16 protein-coding genes are annotated in these 18152 nt (G+C 70.4%); 10 read left to right on the top strand and 6 right to left on the bottom strand.

Annotated elements, in window-relative coordinates; genetic code table 11:
* Positions 1–29: 29 nt before the first annotated feature.
* Positions 30–341, bottom strand: coding sequence for an NAD(P) transhydrogenase subunit alpha part 2 (locus ACP93_RS06960; protein WP_010341238.1), 312 nt, complete (start codon positions 339–341; stop codon positions 30–32).
* A 165-nt stretch (positions 342–506) separates the two neighbouring features.
* Here ACP93_RS06960 and ACP93_RS06955 point away from each other — a divergent pair, with 165 nt between their 5' ends.
* From ACP93_RS06955 to ACP93_RS06945, 3 genes are read left to right on the top strand one after another with little or no spacing between them, the layout of a single operon-like run.
* A complete protein-coding gene (locus ACP93_RS06955) occupies positions 507–1082 on the top strand; it encodes an RNA polymerase sigma factor (RefSeq protein WP_048490024.1) in 576 nt (191 codons plus the stop codon).
* Positions 1079–1480: a hypothetical protein gene (locus ACP93_RS06950; protein ID WP_048490023.1), complete on the top strand. Its 402-nt coding sequence runs from the start codon at positions 1079–1081 to the stop codon at positions 1478–1480. The genes ACP93_RS06955 and ACP93_RS06950 overlap by 4 nt, the downstream gene beginning before the upstream one ends.
* A 5-nt stretch (positions 1481–1485) precedes the next feature.
* Complete coding sequence (locus ACP93_RS06945) at positions 1486–1980, top strand: DUF3106 domain-containing protein (RefSeq protein ID WP_048490087.1); 495 nt, start codon at positions 1486–1488, stop codon at positions 1978–1980.
* A gap of 596 nt (positions 1981–2576) precedes the next feature.
* Here ACP93_RS06945 and ACP93_RS06940 read toward each other — a convergent pair.
* From ACP93_RS06940 to ACP93_RS06925, 3 genes are all read right to left on the bottom strand, one after another.
* Positions 2577–3656 carry an NAD(P) transhydrogenase subunit alpha gene (locus tag ACP93_RS06940; protein WP_048490022.1) on the bottom strand — a complete coding sequence of 360 codons (1080 nt, stop codon included), beginning with the start codon at positions 3654–3656 and terminating at the stop codon, positions 2577–2579.
* 526 nt (positions 3657–4182) lie between these two features.
* Positions 4183–6501 carry a DUF1631 domain-containing protein gene (locus tag ACP93_RS06930; protein WP_048490020.1) on the bottom strand — a complete coding sequence of 773 codons (2319 nt, stop codon included), beginning with the start codon at positions 6499–6501 and terminating at the stop codon, positions 4183–4185.
* A 214-nt stretch (positions 6502–6715) separates the two neighbouring features.
* On the bottom strand, positions 6716–8947 hold the full coding sequence (locus tag ACP93_RS06925; RefSeq protein ID WP_048490019.1) for a DUF1631 family protein: 2232 nt from the start codon (positions 8945–8947) through the stop codon (positions 6716–6718).
* A gap of 155 nt (positions 8948–9102) precedes the next feature.
* Here ACP93_RS06925 and ACP93_RS06920 point away from each other — a divergent pair, with 155 nt between their 5' ends.
* The 5 genes from ACP93_RS06920 (at position 9103) to ACP93_RS06900 (ending at position 13563) form a co-directional block, all read left to right on the top strand.
* Positions 9103–9678: a nitroreductase family protein gene (locus ACP93_RS06920; RefSeq protein ID WP_048490018.1), complete on the top strand. Its 576-nt coding sequence runs from the start codon at positions 9103–9105 to the stop codon at positions 9676–9678.
* On the top strand, positions 9675–10598 hold the full coding sequence (locus ACP93_RS06915; RefSeq protein WP_048490017.1) for a 5'-3' exonuclease: 924 nt from the start codon (positions 9675–9677) through the stop codon (positions 10596–10598). Before ACP93_RS06920 ends, ACP93_RS06915 begins: the two co-directional genes overlap by 4 nt.
* Positions 10599–10859: 261 nt before the next feature.
* Positions 10860–11411 carry an NUDIX hydrolase gene (locus ACP93_RS06910; RefSeq protein WP_048490016.1) on the top strand — a complete coding sequence of 184 codons (552 nt, stop codon included), beginning with the start codon at positions 10860–10862 and terminating at the stop codon, positions 11409–11411.
* On the top strand, positions 11404–12201 hold the full coding sequence (locus tag ACP93_RS06905; protein WP_228135971.1) for an N-formylglutamate amidohydrolase: 798 nt from the start codon (positions 11404–11406) through the stop codon (positions 12199–12201). The genes ACP93_RS06910 and ACP93_RS06905 overlap by 8 nt, the downstream gene beginning before the upstream one ends.
* A 471-nt stretch (positions 12202–12672) precedes the next feature.
* Positions 12673–13563, top strand: a complete 891-nt coding sequence (locus ACP93_RS06900; RefSeq protein WP_048490015.1) for a transglutaminase-like domain-containing protein — start codon at positions 12673–12675, stop codon at positions 13561–13563.
* Between the two features lie 73 nt (positions 13564–13636).
* On the opposite strand, the gene pip is transcribed toward ACP93_RS06900, so the two are convergent.
* On the bottom strand, positions 13637–14578 hold the full coding sequence (gene pip / locus ACP93_RS06895; protein ID WP_048490014.1) for a prolyl aminopeptidase: 942 nt from the start codon (positions 14576–14578) through the stop codon (positions 13637–13639).
* Positions 14579–14710: 132 nt separating this feature from the next.
* Positions 14711–15544, bottom strand: coding sequence for a peptide chain release factor N(5)-glutamine methyltransferase (gene prmC, locus ACP93_RS06890; protein WP_048490013.1), 834 nt, complete (start codon positions 15542–15544; stop codon positions 14711–14713).
* Positions 15545–15784: 240 nt separating this feature from the next.
* Here prmC and ahpC point away from each other — a divergent pair, with 240 nt between their 5' ends.
* The gene (gene ahpC / locus ACP93_RS06885; protein ID WP_026143367.1) at positions 15785–16351 is read left to right on the top strand and encodes an alkyl hydroperoxide reductase subunit C; all 567 of its coding nucleotides are present in this window, start codon (positions 15785–15787) and stop codon (positions 16349–16351) included.
* Between the two features lie 160 nt (positions 16352–16511).
* A complete protein-coding gene (gene ahpF / locus ACP93_RS06880; RefSeq protein ID WP_048490012.1) occupies positions 16512–18104 on the top strand; it encodes an alkyl hydroperoxide reductase subunit F in 1593 nt (530 codons plus the stop codon).
* Positions 18105–18152 lie beyond the last annotated feature (48 nt).

The following is an 18152-nucleotide window of genomic DNA, read 5'->3' as shown; positions in this document are numbered from 1 at the left end:
CGCCGCGACGATGCGCGGGTACCGCGCATTCAATCCTTCGCCTTGGTCTTGGCGGCGTCCGGCTTGCTGGACTTGAACATGTCCAGCATGCGCTCGGTCACCACGTAGCCGCCGGCGGCATTGCCGGCGCCGAGCAGCACCGCGACGAAGCCGATGGCTTTTTCCAGGGTGGTGTCGGCATGGCCCAGTACCACCATCGCGCCGATCAGGACGATGCCGTGGATGAAGTTGGAACCGGACATCAGCGGGGTGTGCAGGATCACCGGCACCCGCGAGATGATCACATGCCCGGCAATGGCCGCCAGCATGAAGATGTACAAGGCCACGAACCCGTCGCTCATCGCACCGTTCTCCCGGGCGCCGCGCCCGTCCGTTGCATCATAACCGCCTGCTGAACCACTGTGCGATGCCGCCGTGCCATTCCACCAGGCCCGCCGAGTCCGGTCGGTCAACCGCGGCCGCCGCGGCGCGTTAACCACGGCATTCCCCCGCCAGGAAGCTAAGCTGTGCTGGTGAGCACGCCCGCCCTCGCACCACCGTCCACCGATGCCGACACCGCGCAGCGCCCGCTACCGGCGTCGCTGGACGCGTTCCTGGCCGAGATCGGACCGCGCGCGTTCCGCTTCGCCGAAGCCGGCCTGCGCCAGCGCGAGGACGCGTTGGACGCGGTGCAGGACGCCATGATCAAGCTGCTGGCCTACCGCGAGCGCCCGGCGCAGGAATGGACGCCGCTGTTCTGGAGCATCCTGCGCCGGCGCATCATCGACCTGCAGCGCCGCCGCAACTTCCGCCTGCGTTTCTGGGCGCCGACCAGCGAACGCGAAGCGGACAGCCCGCCGGACTGGGCCGACGACGGCCCCAATCCGTCCGAGCAGCACGAACGCCGGCAGACCCATGCGCGGCTGGTGACGGCGCTGCGCGCGCTGCCCGCCCGGCAGCGCGAGGCCTTCACCCTGCGCGTGCTGGAAGAGCTGGACGTGGCCACCACCGCACGCGCGATGGGCTGCTCGGAAGGCTCGGTGAAAACCCATCTGTCGCGCGCCCGTGAGGCGCTGCAGAAACATCTGGAGGACGTCCGATGACATCCGATTCCACCCGCTCCGCGAACTTCGACGCGCGCCTGCGTGCCGTCCACCAGACCGGTTTACAGGCCCTGCCCGCGCCGACCCTGGCGCGGCTGCGCGCCGCGCGCCAGCAGGCCAGCCGGACGCACACGGCGCCGGGCCGCCGCTGGGGCTGGCTGCTGGCGGCGGTGCCGGCGTTGCTCGGTGCAGCGTTGGGCGTGCATCTGCTGCTGCGCCCGGCACCCTCGGTGCCGACCAGCACCGCCAGCGTTGCCGCCGGCACGACTGCGGCCACAACCACGTCGGCGCGCGCCGGCGCGGGTGCCGACACCGACCAGGCCGCAACCGCGATGCTGGACGAAAATCCCGACCTGTACCTGTGGCTGGGCTCCGATACCTCGCTGGCAATGGAATGAACCCGATGACTCGCCTGATCCGTCTCTCCCTGGCCCTGGCACTGCTGGCCGGCAGCGCCGTCCCGGCCGTGTTCGCCGCGCCGCCGCCCGGGCCGCCGCCGCCGAATGCAGCCGACCGCGACGACGATGCCGGCCCACCGCTGCCCGACTGGGAGCATCTGAGCCCGCAACAGCGCGAGTTGCTGATCGCGCCCCTGCGCCAGCGCTGGAACGATGCCCCGCAACAACGCCGGCGCATGTTCGAGCATGCGCAGCGTTGGCAATCGATGACCCCCGAGCAGCGCGACCGCGCGCGCAAGGGCGCTCGCCGCTACGAAGACATGACTCCGCAGCAGCGCGAGGAGGCGCGCGTGCTATTCGACCGCATGCGCGCGCTGCCGCCGGACCAGCGCAAGGCGCTGCGCGACCGCTGGGAAGCGATGACGCCGGCGCAACGCGCCGCCTGGATCCGCGCCAATGCCGGCCCGGACGACCGGCCACCGCCGGAGTCTTCCAGGTAAGCGGACGGCGGCACCGGTCGAAGCGTGATGCGCATGGCGCACGGCGCTCGCCGTGTGCCACGCAATGGCGTCCAGCGGCCGCAGCGACACCCTGTAGGAGCGGCTTCAGCCGCGACGGGCTTTACCGGGAACGCCCGTCGCGGCTGAAGCCACTCCTACATGAGCAAGCAGATCGCGAGGCGCTGGGCGACGCGCTCACTGGCCCAGGCCTACATCGCCTTGAACAGGTTGACTTAGGCCCGCTCACCGGCAGCGCGCCGCTGTACCTGCGCATGCGCAGGAACCGGCGGCAGGCCTCGTTGCGACGCGTGCCATCCAGCCAGGCGATATTGATCCGCGTGGAACGGTGCACCTGCCAGAAGTGCGCGGGGTCGAGCTGCGCGCGCAACTCCGCAATCGGCGTCCGGGTGAGGAACTCGCCCTGACCGCTGACCACCACAATGTACTTTCCTCGGCGCGGAAGAAACGCATATCGGCCACGTCGACATGGTGCGTACGGTTCCCGTGCGCCGCATCACTACCAAGCTCGAGGCGCGGGATCGCGGCGAGACAAGATCCGCGCCGGGACAGCTAACGCCCGACCGTCGCGTCCACGCTTATCCCGTCCAGCGTGTCTTCGCCAGCAACTCGTCGTTCCAGTCGTAGGCGATCGCACCGTCCTTCAGGAACAGGGCGACGAAGTTGTAGACGTTGCGCGCGTACATCTCGCTCGCATGCACCGCGCCCATGCTGGCCAGGTCCAGCGGCCCGGCGATGGTCACGCCGGCGTGTTCGATGGTCTCGCCCGGCCGGGTCAGTTCGCAGTTGCCGCCGGTCTCGGCGGCCAGGTCGACCACCACGCTGCCCGGTTTCATGCCGGCGACCATCGCCGCGCTGAGGATCTTCGGTGCCGGCCGCCCCGGCACCGCGGCGGTGCACACCACCACGTCGATGCCCTTCAGGTGTTCGGCCAGCCGACGCTGCTGCTCCGCACGTTCGTCGTCGGTGAGTTGCCGCGCATAGCCGCCCTCGCCCGCCGCGCTGACTCCGAGGTCGAGGAACTTGCCGCCCAGCGATTCGATCTGCTCGCGGGTTTCCGGGCGCACGTCGAAGCCTTCCACCTGCGCACCCAGGCGCTTGGCGGTGGCGATGGCCTGCAGCCCGGCCACGCCGGCACCGACGATCAGCACCTTGGAGGGGCGGATGGTGCCGGCCGCGGTGGTCAGCATCGGGAAGAAGCGCGGCGCCAGCTGCGCGGCGATCAGGGTCGCCTTGTAGCCGGCCATGCCGGCCTGCGAGCTGAGCACGTCCATTGCCTGCGCACGGGTGGTGCGCGGCAACCGTTCCAGCGGGAAGGCGACCAGTTGCCGCGCCTGCAGCGCCGCCGCGCGCGCCGGATCGGCCTGCGGCTGCAGGATGCCGACCACGCCGGCGCCCTCCTTGAGCTGCTCCAGCGCCACCTCCGGCAGCGGCTGCACGCACAGCACCAGATCCGCCTGCGCCGGGCTCTGCGCATCGGCCAGCTGTGCGCCTGCGGCCAGATAGGCGTCATCGACGAACCCGGCCGAGACCCCGGCCTGCGGCTCGACCTGCACCTGCGCGCCCAGGGCGACCAGTTTCCTGACCGTCTCCGGCGTGGCCGCCACGCGGCGTTCGCCCTGCGCCGATTCCTTCACCACCAGCACCTGCACTGCCATGCGATTCCCCGTGCCTTGCCCGTCGTCCGCGCCGATCCTACAGGGTCTGCACGCCAGGTGGAGGCGGACCCGGCGTCGTTGGCCAGGCGCGAGGGCGACGCGAACGCGAGGGCGCCCGCCGCGCGCCGCGTCGGCGAAGGAGTGTTCTGGGCCGATGCGGCCAGGCGCATGGCCGAGTCGGGAAGGACGCTGCTCGCAAGGAAAACGCGCAACACCGAGTGCAAATTGCCGACGCGGGTCGAGTGTAGGAGCGGCTTCAGCCGCGAACGGCAGCGCGAGGAAACCCAGTTGCGGTTGATGCCTCCCATCGCTAGGCAAGGCGCACGGATAGGAGCGGTTCCATTCGAAGAGGTTATCGGGAACGCCCGTCACGGCTGAAGCCGCTCCTACGGTCGCGATGGCATATCGACCAACGGCCGCCAGAACGTGTCGTCAGTGATGCGCTGACGGCGCCGATACGGGCAGCCGAACAACACGTGACACGTGCAACGCCACGGCAGCGATCGCCCGCGCCGCGGCAGTGCCCTCAGTGCAAGGTCGCGCTATGCGGATCCAGGCGGTCGATGACGCCCTGCATGGCGCTGTCGAAGGCGCCGTCGTCGACGTGCGCGCGCAGCCGGCCCAGCCGCACCATCACCGCCAGTTCTTCCGGCGAGGCCACGCAGAAGCGCACGCCGCGCCGGTTGACGAACAACAGCCGCGAGGAGATCGGGCTCACCCACGACAGCTTGCCGGCCTGCATCTTGCCGTCGCGGTCGACGAAATCCAGCCAGGTGCCGATGGGCATCGCGCGAAAGCGGTCGGCATCGGCGTTGTCGAAATCGTCCATGGTCTGCGGCGGCGCCACCTCCACCGGTTGCGCCTCCTGCACCGGCGGCTGCGGCAGCGCCACCTGCGGCAATTCCGGCAGCGGCCGCTCCAGTTCCGGGCGCAGTTCGGCCACCGCCTGCTGCGTGTCGTGCAGCGCATCGATCGCCGCCGTGGCCGCCTCGGCATGCAGACCGACGCCGGCGAAGACCCGCTGCAGCGCCCCCTGCCAGGCCTGCAGCCAGGGCTTGCCGACGATGTGCCGCTGCGCCTCGGCGGCTTCCTCGAGCAGGCCGTCGGCCAGCGCCAGCGCATCGCGCACGCCGGGGCCGCCCTCGCCTTCGCGCAGCATCGCCATGGTCAGGTGGTGCTGCCACGGCTGGCGCAGGAAGTCCTGCAGCGCCTGCGGCAATTGCCGGCCCTGCAGGCGCAGCTGCAATTCGGCCTCGGCGCGCTGCCGCGCTAGTTCCAGCTTCTCCTGGCCGCGCTGGGTTTCGGCGGCGCGGCGCTCGGCGATCTCGATGCGGCGGCGGTGCTGCGCCAGGAAATCGCGGAATTCCTCTTCCAGGGTCAGGAAGATCGCCAGGTTCTCGTTGAAGTCGGCGACCAACCGGTCGATGATCTCCTCGACCTTGCCCATCAGCACGCGCTCGGCCTGGCTTTCGCCGGTATTGCCCTCGCAGGCCTCGGCCAGGGAATTGAGCAGGCGCCGCGCCGGATGGGTCTTCTGCACGAACATGCGCCGGTCCAGCAGCGCGACCTTGACGAACGGCACCACCAGCCGGCCGATCAGTTCGCGCGAACGGCCCTCCAGGTCGCGCTCGTCGAGCATCACGTCGAACAGCATGCCGACCAGGTCGATCGCGTCCTCGTCGACCGGATCCAGCCGCGCATGCGCCGGGTCCACGCCGAACTGGGTGGCGTTGGACAGCACCTCGCTCTTGAGCCGCTGCGCCAGCGACTCGCTGTCGTCGCCGATCGCCGCGCGCAGCGTGGCGCTGGGCGTGGCCTGCAGCAGCGACAGCACCGACATCATCTCGCGCTGGCTCAGCGGCCGTTGCTGGCCGACCGCCGCGGTCGCCGCGGAGGTGGCGCTTTCGCGCGCGTTGCGGGTCTGCTGCAGCAATTCGTGCAGCGCCTCCAGCAACACGCCCTGGCTGCCGCCGGGCAGGCGCGCCTCGGCATCGTCGTAGCGCTCGCCGGCCTGCAGGCTGCCGCGGCGCTCGGCCCAGCGGTTGACGAAGCGGTTGGCCCAGGCCGGCGCGTAATGTTCTTCGTCCTCGCCGAGCTCGGCACCGATGCCGGCATCGACTGCAGAGCCGGCCTCGCGCGGCGCGCGCGGCTCCGGTGGCGGCGGCGCGCGGCGCGGCGGCGGCGTGCGTGGCCGCGAGATCTCCGGCATCACCCCGGCCTGGGCGAGGCTGTCGTCGAGGTCCTGATAGAGCTTGCCGACCCCGGCAGTGAAATCGCGCTCGCACAGCTTGATCAGCACCAGCCGCACTTCCGGGGCCAGGTCGCTGGTGGAGAACGCGGCATGCACGGCCACGCCGATGTGTTCGGGGCCGACGGGGTTGGTGTCCGCGTCCAGTTCCAGGCCGCCGGCGATCCAGCCCAGGCGGCGGTCGATGCGGGTCAGCACCGGCTTCCACTCGCGCAACAGCACGCTGGCCAGGTTGCGCACCGCCAGCCGCGATTCCAGCTCGTGTTCGGAGATCAAGCTCAGGCCTTGCCCGTAGCCGGCCAGGGCGACCTCGGCCGACAGCGGCGCACCGGCCTCCAGCGCCTCCCAGGCGGTGTGCAGCTGTGCACGGAAGCGCGCGGCGATCTCGTCGCGGCGGCGCCGCAGTTCGCGCATGCCGTCCAGGAACAACAACTGCGACGCGCCGGCGCTCTCGGCACGGTCGAACAGCACGTCGTCGAAATGCGCCAGCGCCGCGGCGAAGGCCTGGCCCAGCACCGGCAGCATGCCCTCGCGCGCCTGCGTCAACAGGCGCGGGTCACGCGCCGGGTGTGCGTGCGGGCTGGGGCTGAAACTCATGCGCGACGGCTCCGCGCCATGGACGGCGCCAGATAAGAGAATGGTGGAGAACGAACAGACGCGGCCCCTGTTTCCGCTCCTGCATGGTAGGCAAGGTAGCTGAATATGGACCGTGATGGGCTACGCATTTCTCGCTCCAGAACGTGACCTCGAGCAGAATCGTCGTGCGTGACGGCGTAATCCCACGTGCAGCGCGGCCTGAATACGCACACGCTCAGGCCGCGACCGCCACCCGTTCCAGGCGATCGACCACGCCCTGCATGGCGCTGTAGAAGGCATCGTCGTCGCGGTGCAGGCGCAGCCGGTCCAGCCGCGCCATCACCGCCAGCGCCTCGGCCGAGGCGACGCACAGCCGCCCGCCGCGACGGTTGACGAACAGCAGCCGCGCCGAGATCGGACTGACCCAGGTGAGCTTGCCGGGCTGCACGCGACCTTCGCGATCGACGAAGTCCAGCCAGGTACCCAGCGGCAGGGTGCGGAAATAATCGGCGGTGATGTGGTCGAAATCGGTGGGCTGGGCCGGCTCCGGCAGCGCCGGCACCGTCTCGCCGGCAGGCGGCTCCGGCGTTTCGACGCTGGCCACGGGCGCCGCGGCCTGCAGCGGCCGCGCATGCGCCAGATCGTCCAGCGCCGTATGCAGGGACTGCCAGGCAGCCTCGGCCGCCGCCGCGTCCAGGCCGACACTGGTCCACAGCCGGGTCAGCTCGGCGTGTTGCGGCTGCAACCAGCCTTCTGCCGGCGCCGCGCCGGTCTGGGCCTGGCGGCACTGCGCCAGCACCGCGTCGCCCAGCGCCAGTGCCGCGGCGAGCGCACTGCCCTGGCCGTCGTCACGCAGGGCCGACTGCTGCACGTACTGGCACCAGGACTGGCGCAGGAAGGCCTCGATCGGCGGCGGCAGGGTCAGGTCGTCGCCGGCCTGCTGCAGCAGTTCGTGCACGGCCTGCGCGGCGCGCTGGCGGGCGACCTCGCGGCGCTCTTCGGCCCGCTGCAGTTCGGCCGCGCGGCGTTCGGCGATCTCCACCCGGCGTCGGTACTGCTCGTAGGCGCTGCCGAATTCGGCCTCCAGCGCCAGGAACACGGCCAGGTGCTCGTCGAAATCGCGCACCACCCGCTCCACCACCGCCTGTGCCTGCGCCAGCAGCGCCTGCTCCGGGCCGGTGCTGCCGGCATTGCCGTCGCAGGCGTCGGCCAGCAGGTTGAGCAGGCGCCGCGCCGGATGTCCGTCGCGCACGAACAGGCGCCCGTCGATCAGGGCCACCTTGGCCATCGGCACCAGCATCTGGCCCAGCAGTTCGCGCTGCGCCGGCTGCAGCACGCACTCCTCGAGCATCACATCGAACAGCAGGCCGACCAGGTCCAGCGTGTCCGCGTCGGCCGGGTCCAGGCAGGTGCTCGCCGGGTCCAGACCGAGCGAGGCGCCGACGCCGGCGATCTGTCGGCGCAGCCCCTGCGCCAGCGGGCCTCCGTGCTCGCAGACGGCGGCGAATCCGGCCAGCGGCATCGTCTGCAGGAGCGACAGCACCGACAGCAGCTCGCGTGGCGACAGGCAGCGCCGGCCATCGCCAGGGCCCGGGTCCGGCTGCGCCTCGTGCAGCAGCGCGCGCAACGCCGGCGGCAGCACCTCCTGCTCGTTGCGCGCATGCGCGTCCAGGGCGCGCGCGGCACGGCGTTGTGCCGCCGACAGCGGCGCGGCAGTTTCCCAGTTCTCGAAGAAGCGGCTGATCCAGTCCGGCGCCGCCTCGTCCTCGCTCGCGCCCAGGCGCGGGATGGCACGACGGCGAGCGCGCCCGCTCGGCAGCGCGCGCGCGCGCGCGACCTCGTTCAAGCGCTGCTCCAGTTGCGCATACAGTTCGCCGACGCGCTCCTGCAGTTCCTGCTCGCAGATCTTGACGATCGCCAGTTGCACCTGCGGCGCCAGCACCAGCCCGTGCAGCGCCGCGTACACCGCCGCACCCACGTGCTCGGGGCCGAACGGATTGTTGTCGGCATCGATGCGCTGGCCACCGGCGATGAAGCCGAGGAACCGGTTCAGCCGCATCAGCTCGGGCCGCCAGCGGTGCTGGATCGCCCCGGCCAGGTTGCGCACCGCCAGGCGCACGTCCAGTTCCTGTTCCGAGACCAGGCTGAGGTCGCCGCGCTCGCGCGCCAGGCTGCGCTCCACCGACAGCGGGCGGCCGGCCTCCAGCGCCTGCCAGGCCTGGGCCAGGTGCGCGCGGAAACGCGCGGCGATCGGTTCGCGCTGCTGGCGCAGCAGCTGGATCGCCTCGAAATAGTCGTTCTGGGTCGGGCCGGCACGCTCGGCCATGCGGAACAGCGCCTCGGCGAGCACGTCCAGCACCTCGCCGAAAGCACCGGCGAGCGGAACCGACACCACATCCCGGACCTGCTCGAGCAGATCCGCGTTGCGGCTGGGCGACAACTCTTCAGCGTATTCAGCAAGGGTCATGGCAGTGTGATACGCAGGCAGCAGTGAGACCGACGTCAATTCGGAAGCTAGCGGCAGATCAGCAACGCAAGGCGATTGTCCGTGTAACCGCGGCATCCGCTGCCGCCTGCGAGCGCCCGACTATAATTTCGCGCCCGTCCCACGGAATCGAGACTATGCGCACAATTCATTCGCTGCAAGCGCTGGATGCGCGCCGTTCAGTGCCATCCAAGCAACTCGGCGAGCCCGGGCCGGACGCGGACACGCTATTGGCCATGCTGCAGTCGGCCGTGCGTGTCCCCGATCACGGAAAGCTGGTGCCGTTCCGCTTCCTGCGTATCGCCGGCCCGGCGCGCCTGGCGCTGGGCGACATCCTCGCCGCGCGCACCCTGCAGCGCGACCCCGGCGCCGCGCCGGCGGCGGTGGAGAAGGACCGCGAACGCTTCGCGCATGCGCCGGTGGTGATCGCGGTCATCGCCTGCCTGCAGCGCGGGCACAAGGTGCCGGAAATCGAGCAATGGCTGACCGCCGGTTCGGTGTGCTTCGCGCTGCTGCAGGCGGCGCAGGCCTACGGCTTCGGCGCGCAGTGGCTGACCGGCTGGATGGCGTATGACGAAACGGTGACCGCACGGCTAGGCCTGGCCGAGCACGAGCACGTCGCCGGCTTCATCCACATCGGCACCGCCCGCCTCGACGCGCCGGAGCGCGAGCGGCCCGATCCACGCGCACTGCTCAGCGACTGGACGCCGTGAACGCAGGGCTGCCCCTGTCGCGGCCGCTGTACCTGGTCGACGCCAGCCTGTACGTGTTCCGCGCCTGGCATTCGATCCCGGACGAGTTCCAGGACGCGCAGGGCTGGCCGACCAATGCGGTACACGGTTTCGCCCGTTTCCTGCTCGACCTGCTCGAGCGCGAACGCCCGCAGCACATCGTGATCGCCTTCGACGAAGCGCTGGACAGCTGCTTCCGGCATCGCCTGTACGCCGCCTACAAGGCCAACCGCGCTCCGGCGCCGGATGCGCTGCGCCGCCAGTTCGCGCACTGCAAGGCGCTGTGCGCAGCCCTGGGCCTGGGCGTGCTGGCGCACCACGACTACGAGGCCGACGACCTGATCGGCAGCGCCCTGCACCGTGCGCGCGGCGACGGCTTCCACGGCGTGATCGTCTCCGCCGACAAGGACCTGTCGCAGTTGCTGCTGGAGTTCGACGAACAGTGGGACTACGGCCGCGGCCAGCGGTGGGGTGCAGCCGGGGTCAAGGCGCGCCACGGCGTGCATGCGCACCAGATCGCCGACTACCTGGCGCTGACCGGCGATGCGATCGACAACATTCCCGGCGTCACCGGCATCGGCGCCAAGTCGGCGGCGATCCTGCTGGCGCATTTCGGCGACCTGGACACGCTGCTGGCGCGGGTCGACGAAGTGGCGTTCCTGCGCCTGCGCGGCGCCGCGCAGATGGCCGTGCGCCTGCGCGAGCAGCGCGAGCACGCGCTGCTGTGGCGACAGTTGACCACCATCGCCCTGGACGCGCCGCTGCACACCGCTGCGCCCGGGTTCGCCCGCGGCGTGGCCGATGCCGACATGCTGCAGGGCCTGTGCGAGGCGCTGCGCTTCGGGCCGCTGACCCGGCGCCGGCTGCTGCAGGCCGCCGGCCTGGAGTTGGCGGCCGGCTGAGCGCCGCCGTCGCCGCTGCGAGCCGGCAGCGCTGCCGGTCGCAACGGGTGCGCTCGTCGAGGCGAGATGCGTCGGCTATGCACGACCTGCCGTGGCCGACGCCAGCGCAAACCGCGCGACGGCGCCCAGGCGTGGCGCCCACCCAAACCGCGGGCCGCCTGGCGCACATCAAAAGTACATCGCACGCTCTACACTGCACCGCATCGCCCAACCGCGCCGCGCGCGACCGCGCCTTCTTCCTCCGTTACCTGCGAGCTACCCATGCCCCGCCATGATTCCCCGCCCCGCGTCGTCTACGAAGGCAAGTACCAGCGCATGGTCGTGCGCGGCACCTGGGAGTATTCCGAACGCGTGCATGCCGGCGGCCTGGCCGCGATCATCGTGGCGGTCACGCCGGACGACGAGGTGCTGTTCGTCGAACAGTTCCGCGTGCCGCTGCAGGCGCGCACCATCGAGATGCCGGCCGGGCTGGTCGGCGACATCGATGCCGGCGAATCGATCGAAGTGTCGGCGGTGCGCGAACTGGAAGAGGAAACCGGCTGGACCGCCGACCACGCCGAAGTGCTGCTGATCGGCCCGACCTCGGCCGGCGCCAGCAACGAGAAGATCGCCTTCGTCCGCGCCAGCGGGCTTCGCAAGGTCGGCAATGGCGGTGGCGACGCCAGCGAGGACATCACCGTGCATTCGGTGCCGCGCACGCGCGCCGCCGCATGGCTGGTGCAGAAGATGGGCGAAGGCTACGCACTGGACGCAAAGCTGTGGGCGGGCCTGTGGATGATCGAACACCACTTGGACGGCACGCCACGTGTCTGAGCCGCACGCGTCCGACCTGCCGCCGCTGCTGGGAGCGGACGATCCTGCGGTCTTCACTGTCCACAACGCGGATGGCACCTCGCCGTTCGTGCTGCTGGCCGACCACGCCGGGCAGGCGGTGCCACGCGCGCTGCACGGCCTGGGCCTGGCGCAGGCGGAACTGGACCGGCACATCGGCTGGGACATCGGTATCGCCGGCACCACCCGCGCGCTGTCCGCGCTGCTCGACGCCTGGGCGATCGAACAGACCTATTCGCGGCTGCTGATCGACTGCAACCGACCGCTGGCCTCGCCAACGCTGATCCCGTCCGTTAGCGACCGCACCGTGGTACCGGGCAACGCCGCTCTCACGGCGGCGCAGCGGCAGCAGCGCATCGATGCCGTGCATGCGCCCTACCACGCACGCATCGCCGCCGAACTGGACGCGCGCCACGCCGCCGCCCGGCCCACCGTGCTGGTGATGATGCACAGCTTCACCCCGGTGCTGGACGGCGTGCCGCGGCCCTGGCATGCCGGCGTGCTGTATCACCGCGACACCCGCTTCGCCCACGCGCTGCTGCAGGCGCTGCGCGCGGAAGACGACCTGCTGGTCGGCGACAACGCGCCGTACGCGGTCAGCGACAGCAGCGACTACGCGGTGCCCGTACATGGCGAAGGCCGCGGCCTGGCGCATGTGGAACTGGAGATCCGCCAGGACCTGATCGCCGATGCCACCGGCCAGCAGGCCTGGGCGCAGCGGCTGGCGCGGATCTTCACCGCACTGCAGCCGCAGTTGCTGGCGCTGGGCTGAGTGCCAGGCGCAAGCGAGAAAGCCGGCGTGCGCCGCCAGCAGCGATGCCGGCGCAGTCCAGCGCCAATCTGGGCCGCCGCGCTGGAACGGCCCACGTCACCAAGGCATGCGGCTCTGTAGGAGCGGCTTCAGCCGCGACCGGGTCTTATCGGGAAAGCTGTCGCGGCCGAAGCCGCTTCTACCGATCTACGCAATGTGCCTCGCTGGGTCGTGAAAGACGAATAAGGGTGCGTCAGCGTTTTCGCAACAATCCGCGCGATGCGTTGCGGCCACTGCGGCCCAGGGCCTACCGCTCTTGCACTGCGGTCCACATCGGCCGTCGTCACTACGGCCATCCGGCATGCACCGGCCGTCGCGCCACTCAGCATGCTGAATCGGCTGCCGCCTGCCTTCACGCCAAGCTGAGCGCGGCCTGCGCAGGCTCGGGCTGGACCGGTCCGCGCCGGAAACCCTCCCCGCACCGGACACCCCATGCTCATCCGCCTCGGCTACGAGATCCGCTACCGCTTCGCGCAGGCGACACCGATGCTGGCGATGCTGGACATCCACGACAGCCGCCGCGACGACATCGTCGCCGCCACCGCCCTGCACAGCGTGCCAGCGACGCCGTTGCACACCTATCGCGATGGCTTCGGCAACCGCTGCACACGCCTGCACGCGCCCGCCGGCGGCCTGACCCTGCACGCCGATGCGGTGGTGCGCGACAGCGGCCTGCCGGACGTGTGGCACCCCGGCGCTGCGCAGTTGCCGGTGGAGCAGTTGCCCGACGCTGCCCTGGTGTACCTGCTCGGCAGCCGCTACTGCGAGACCGACCTGCTCAGTGGCATGGCCTGGGAACTGTTCGGCGGCACGCCGCCCGGCTGGGCACGGGTGCAGGCGATCTGCGACTACGTGCATACGCGCATCGCCTTCGGCTATGCCCATGCCTGCGCCACCAAGAGCGCCGCGCAGGCGCTGCAGGAAGGGCGCGGGGTATGCCGCGACTTTGCCCATGCGGCCATCGCGCTGTGCCGCTGCATGAACATCCCGGCGCGCTACTGCACCGGCTATCTGGGCGACATCGGCGTCCCGGTCTCGGACGCACCGATGGATTTTTCCGGCTGGTTCGAGGCCTTCCTCGAGGGGCGCTGGTACACCTTCGATGCACGCCACAACATGCCGCGCATCGGCCGAGTGCTGATCGCGCGCGGCCGCGACGCCGCCGACGTGGCGATCAGCACCACCTTCGGCGACAACGTGCTCGAATCGTTCGTGGTGTGGACCGACGAGACCACGCAGGCACAGCTCGACACGCGCCCCTCCGCGGCGGCCGCTGCCATCACCGCCGCCGGATGGGAACCGGGCGACGCGCTGGCCTGCTGAATCATTGCAGTGGACGGTGCCGCCATGCGCGGCACCGTCGTTCCGTGAACCCGCTACACAGCCCTGCGCGGACTCAGGCGAAGCCGTCGGTCGCGCACACCAGCGCGTCGACGTTCTCCGGCTCGAACGCGGAGTGGCCGGAAGCCGGCGTGATCTGCAGCGTCGCCTTCGGCCAGGCCTTTGCGAGGTCCCAGGCGTTGGCCAGCGGGCAGACCACGTCGTAGCGGCCGTGCACGATCACGCCCGGGATGTCGGCGATGCGGTGCGCGTCGCGCAGCAACTGGTCCTCGACCTCGAAGAAACCGCCGTTGACGAAGTAGTGGTTCTCGATGCGCGCGAAGGCCAGCGCGAAGTGCGGGTCCTCGTGACTGTCGACGAAATCGGCATCCACGTGCAGGAAGCTGGTCGCGCCTTCCCACACGCTCCAGGCCTTGGCCGCGGCCAGGCGGGTGGCCTCGTCGTCGCTGGTCAGGCGCCGGTGGAAAGCCGAGATCAGGTCGGCGCGCTCCACCGGCGGAATCGCCGCGACGTAGTGCTCCCACGCGTCCGGGAACAGGCGGCTGGCGCCTTCCTGGTAGAACCACTCCAGTTCCCAGCGACGCAGCATGAAGATGCCGCGCAGCACCAGCTCGGTGACGCGCTCCGGATGCGTCTGCGCGTAGGCCAGCGCCAGGGTCGAGCCCCAGCTGCCGCCGAACACCTGCCAGCGGTCGATGCCCAGGTGCGTGCGCAGCCGCTCGATGTCGGCGACCAGGTCCCAGGTGGTGTTGTCGACGAGATCGGCATGCGGCGTGGAGCGGCCGGAGCCGCGCTGGTCGAACAGCACGATGCGGTACTTGGCCGGGTCGTGGAAGCGGCGCATCTTGGCGTTGCAGCCGCCGCCCGGACCGCCATGCAGCAGCACCACCGGCTTGCCGTGCGGATTGCCGCACTGCTCGTAGGACAGGGTATGCCGTGCGTCCACCGGCAACATGCCGCTGTCGAACGGCTCGATCTCGGGATACAGCGTGCGCATGGCGACTCCTGCAGGAAAACCGCGATTCTACCCATCGACCGCTTGGCGGCGGGATCGCACGCTCCCCAGGGCTGCTACGCCGCCGCCAGTCGGGTTCGGCCCGCGGCGGCAAGCGGGGCCGGCCACGGAGGCTCAGCCGCGCGGAATGCAGCCCAGCGTGACCCGGTCGCGCGCCTCCAGGTCCTGATAGGTCGCCACCTCCGCGAAGCCGGCCGCCTCCAGCAGCGCGCGCACCGCCGCGCCCTGGTCCCAGCCATGTTCCAGCAGCAGCCAGCCGCCGGGCAGCAGGTGCGCCGGCGCATCGGCGACGATCCGGCGCAGATCGTCCAGGCCGTCCGGGCCGGACGCCAGCGCGCTGGCCGGTTCGTAGCGCAGGTCGCCCTGCTGCAGGTGCGGGTCGCCGGCGGCGATGTACGGCGGGTTGCTGGCGATCAGATCGAAGCGTTGGCCGGCCAGCGGCGCCAGCCACGGCCCATGCGCGAAGGCGACGTTGCCCAGGCCATGTGCGAGCGCATTGGCCTGCGCCACTGCCAGGGCGGCCGCACTGAGGTCGGTGGCCGTCACCTGCGCCCGCGGGCGCTCGCTGGCCAGGGCCAGGGCGATCGCGCCGCTGCCGGTGCCGAGGTCGGCGACGCGCCGGCCCGGCGCCGTGTCCAGCCGCTCCAGCGCCAGTTCCACCAGCCGCTCGGTGTCCGCGCGCGGGATCAGCGTGGCCGGCCCGACCGCCAGGTCCAGGGTCCAGAAGCCGCGCCGGCCGGTCAGGTAGGCCACCGGCTCGCCCTGTGCACGCCGCGCCAGCAGCGCCTGGAACCCAGCGACCACGCCGTCCGGCAGCGACTCGCGTGCATGCGCGAACAGCCACGCGCGGTCGCGTTGCAGGGCGTGCAGCAGCAAGGCTTCGGCATCGCCGCGCTCGACCTGGGTGCAGGCGTCGCGCAGCAGGGATTCGGGAGTAGGCGCATTCATCGCTGTCACGATGACGCAGCGAGTCTGGAAAAGCCAACGTGGTAGAACGGACCGACGCCCATGCGCCATGGGCGGCTGCCGCGCCATTCGCGCGGCAGTGCAGCAAAGAGCCAGGCTTGGGAATCGATAGAGGAAATCTATCTATTCAATTCCATCAATCGATTTGAGGGATCTATCGGCGCCCCCTATCATGAGCCTCGTTCCATCCCCCGACCCCTATTGCAACCACGAGGAAACTCCATGTCGTCTTTGATCAACACCCAGGTCCAGCCGTTCAAGGCCAACGCCTACCGCAATGGCGAATTCATCGAAGTCACCGACGCGGACCTGAAGGGCAAGTGGTCGGTGCTGATCTTCATGCCGGCTGCCTTCACCTTCAACTGCCCGACCGAAGTGGAAGACGCCGCCGAGCATTACGCCGAGTTCCAGAAGATCGGCGCCGAGGTCTACATCGTCACCACCGACACCCATTTCTCGCACAAGGTGTGGCACGAGACCTCCCCGGCGGTGGGCAAGGCCCAGTTCCCGCTGATCGGCGACCCGACCCACCAGCTGACCCGCGCCTTCGGCGTGCACATCGAGGAAGAAGGCCTGGCCCTGCGCGGCACCTTCGTGATCAACCCGGAAGGCGTGATCAAGACCCTCGAGATCCACGACAACGCGATCGCCCGCGACGTCACCGAGACCCTGCGCAAGCTCAAGGCCGCGCAGTTCGTCGCCTCCCACCCGGGCGAGGTGTGCCCGGCCAAGTGGAAGGAAGGCGAGAAGACCCTGAAGCCGTCGCTGGACCTGGTCGGCAAGATCTAAGCCGCCCTCGCTCCCATCTCCGCCTCGCGGCGGGGGTGGGGGTGAACCGCAGCCGGCATCCTCCGCCGGCGCCGGCTGCGGTTCATCCCTCCTCCCATTCGCGGCGTGCTGCTCCGGCAGCGTGCCTCCCCCTCGCTTTGCCCAACGTCAGGAGTCCGCCATGTTGGATGCCGATCTGAAAACCCAGTTGAAGGCCTACCTGGAGCGGGTCGTCCGGCCCATCCACATCACCGCGTCGGTGGACGATGGCGCCAAGTCGCGCGAGATGCTCGACCTGCTCGAGGACCTGGTGCTGCTGTCGGACAAGATCACGTTGGACGTGCACCGCGACAGCGGCGAGCGCGCGCCCTCGTTCGCGCTGAACAGCCCCGGCCAGGACATCCACCTGCGCTTCGCCGGCCTGCCGATGGGCCACGAGTTCACCTCGCTGGTGCTGGCGCTGCTGCAGGTCGGCGGCCACCCGTCCAAGGCCACCGCCGAGCTGATCGAGCAGGTGCGCAACCTGCCCGGCGAGTACCGCTTCGAAACCTATTTCTCACTGTCCTGCCAGAACTGCCCGGACGTGGTGCAGGCGCTGAACCTGGCCGCGGTGCTGAACCCGAACATCCAGCACGTGGCGATCGACGGCGCGCTGTTCCAGGACGAGGTCGAGGCGCGGCAGATCATGTCGGTGCCCACCGTCTACCTCAACGGCGAAGTGTTCGACCAGGGCCGCATGACCCTGGAGCAGATCGTGGCCAAGCTCGACACCGGCGCGGCCAAGCGCGATGCGGCGGCGATCGCGGCTAAGGCGCCGTTCGACGTGCTGGTGGTCGGCGGCGGCCCGGCCGGCGCGGCGGCGGCGATCTACGCCGCGCGCAAGGGCATCCGCACCGGCGTGGCGGCCGAGCGCTTCGGCGGCCAGGTGCTGGACACCATGGCGATCGAGAACTTCATCTCCGTGCAGGAGACCGAAGGCCCGAAGATGGCCGCGGCACTGGAGCAGCACGTGCGCCAGTACGACGTGGACATCATGAACCTGCAGCGCGCCGAACAGCTGGTGCCGGCCGGCGCCGACGGCCTGGTCGAGGTCAGGCTGGCCAACGGCGCCTCGCTGAAGAGCCGCACGGTGATCCTGTCCACCGGCGCGCGCTGGCGGCAGATGAACGTGCCCGGCGAAGATCAGTACCGCAACAAGGGCGTGGCCTACTGCCCGCACTGCGACGGCCCGCTGTTCAAGGGCAAGCGCGTGGCGGTGATCGGCGGCGGCAACTCCGGCGTGGAAGCGGCGATCGACCTGGCCGGCATCGTCAGCCACGTCACCCTGGTCGAGTTCGACAGCAAGCTGCGCGCCGACGAAGTGCTGCAGCGCAAGCTGCGCAGCCTGGGCAACGTCGACATCCTGGTCAACGCGCAGAGCACCGAGGTGCTGGGCGACGGTCAGAAGGTCACCGGCCTGGTGTACAAGGACCGCGTCGGCGGCGATGTGCATCGCCTGGCCTTGGAAGGCATCTTCGTGCAGATCGGGCTGTTGCCGAACACCGAATGGCTACAGGGCATGGTGGCGCTGTCGCCGCGCGGCGAGATCGTGGTCGACGACCGCGGCCAGACCTCGCTGCCGGGCGTGTTCGCCGCCGGCGACGTGACCACGGTGCCGTACAAGCAGATCATCATCGCCATGGGCGAAGGCTCCAAGGCAGCGCTGAGCGCGTTCGACCACCTGATCCGCCACAGCGCACCGGTCGCCAGCGGCAGCGTGGCCGAAGCGGCCTGAGCTGCCCCCGCCCCGCGCCGCGCTGCCGGCGCGGGACCAGGGCGTGCG

Origin of the sequence: Xanthomonas sp. NCPPB 1128, assembly GCF_001043115.1 — a bacterium.
GTDB lineage: Bacteria > Pseudomonadota > Gammaproteobacteria > Xanthomonadales > Xanthomonadaceae > Xanthomonas_A.
This window is presented reverse-complemented; position numbering and strand designations above follow the sequence as displayed.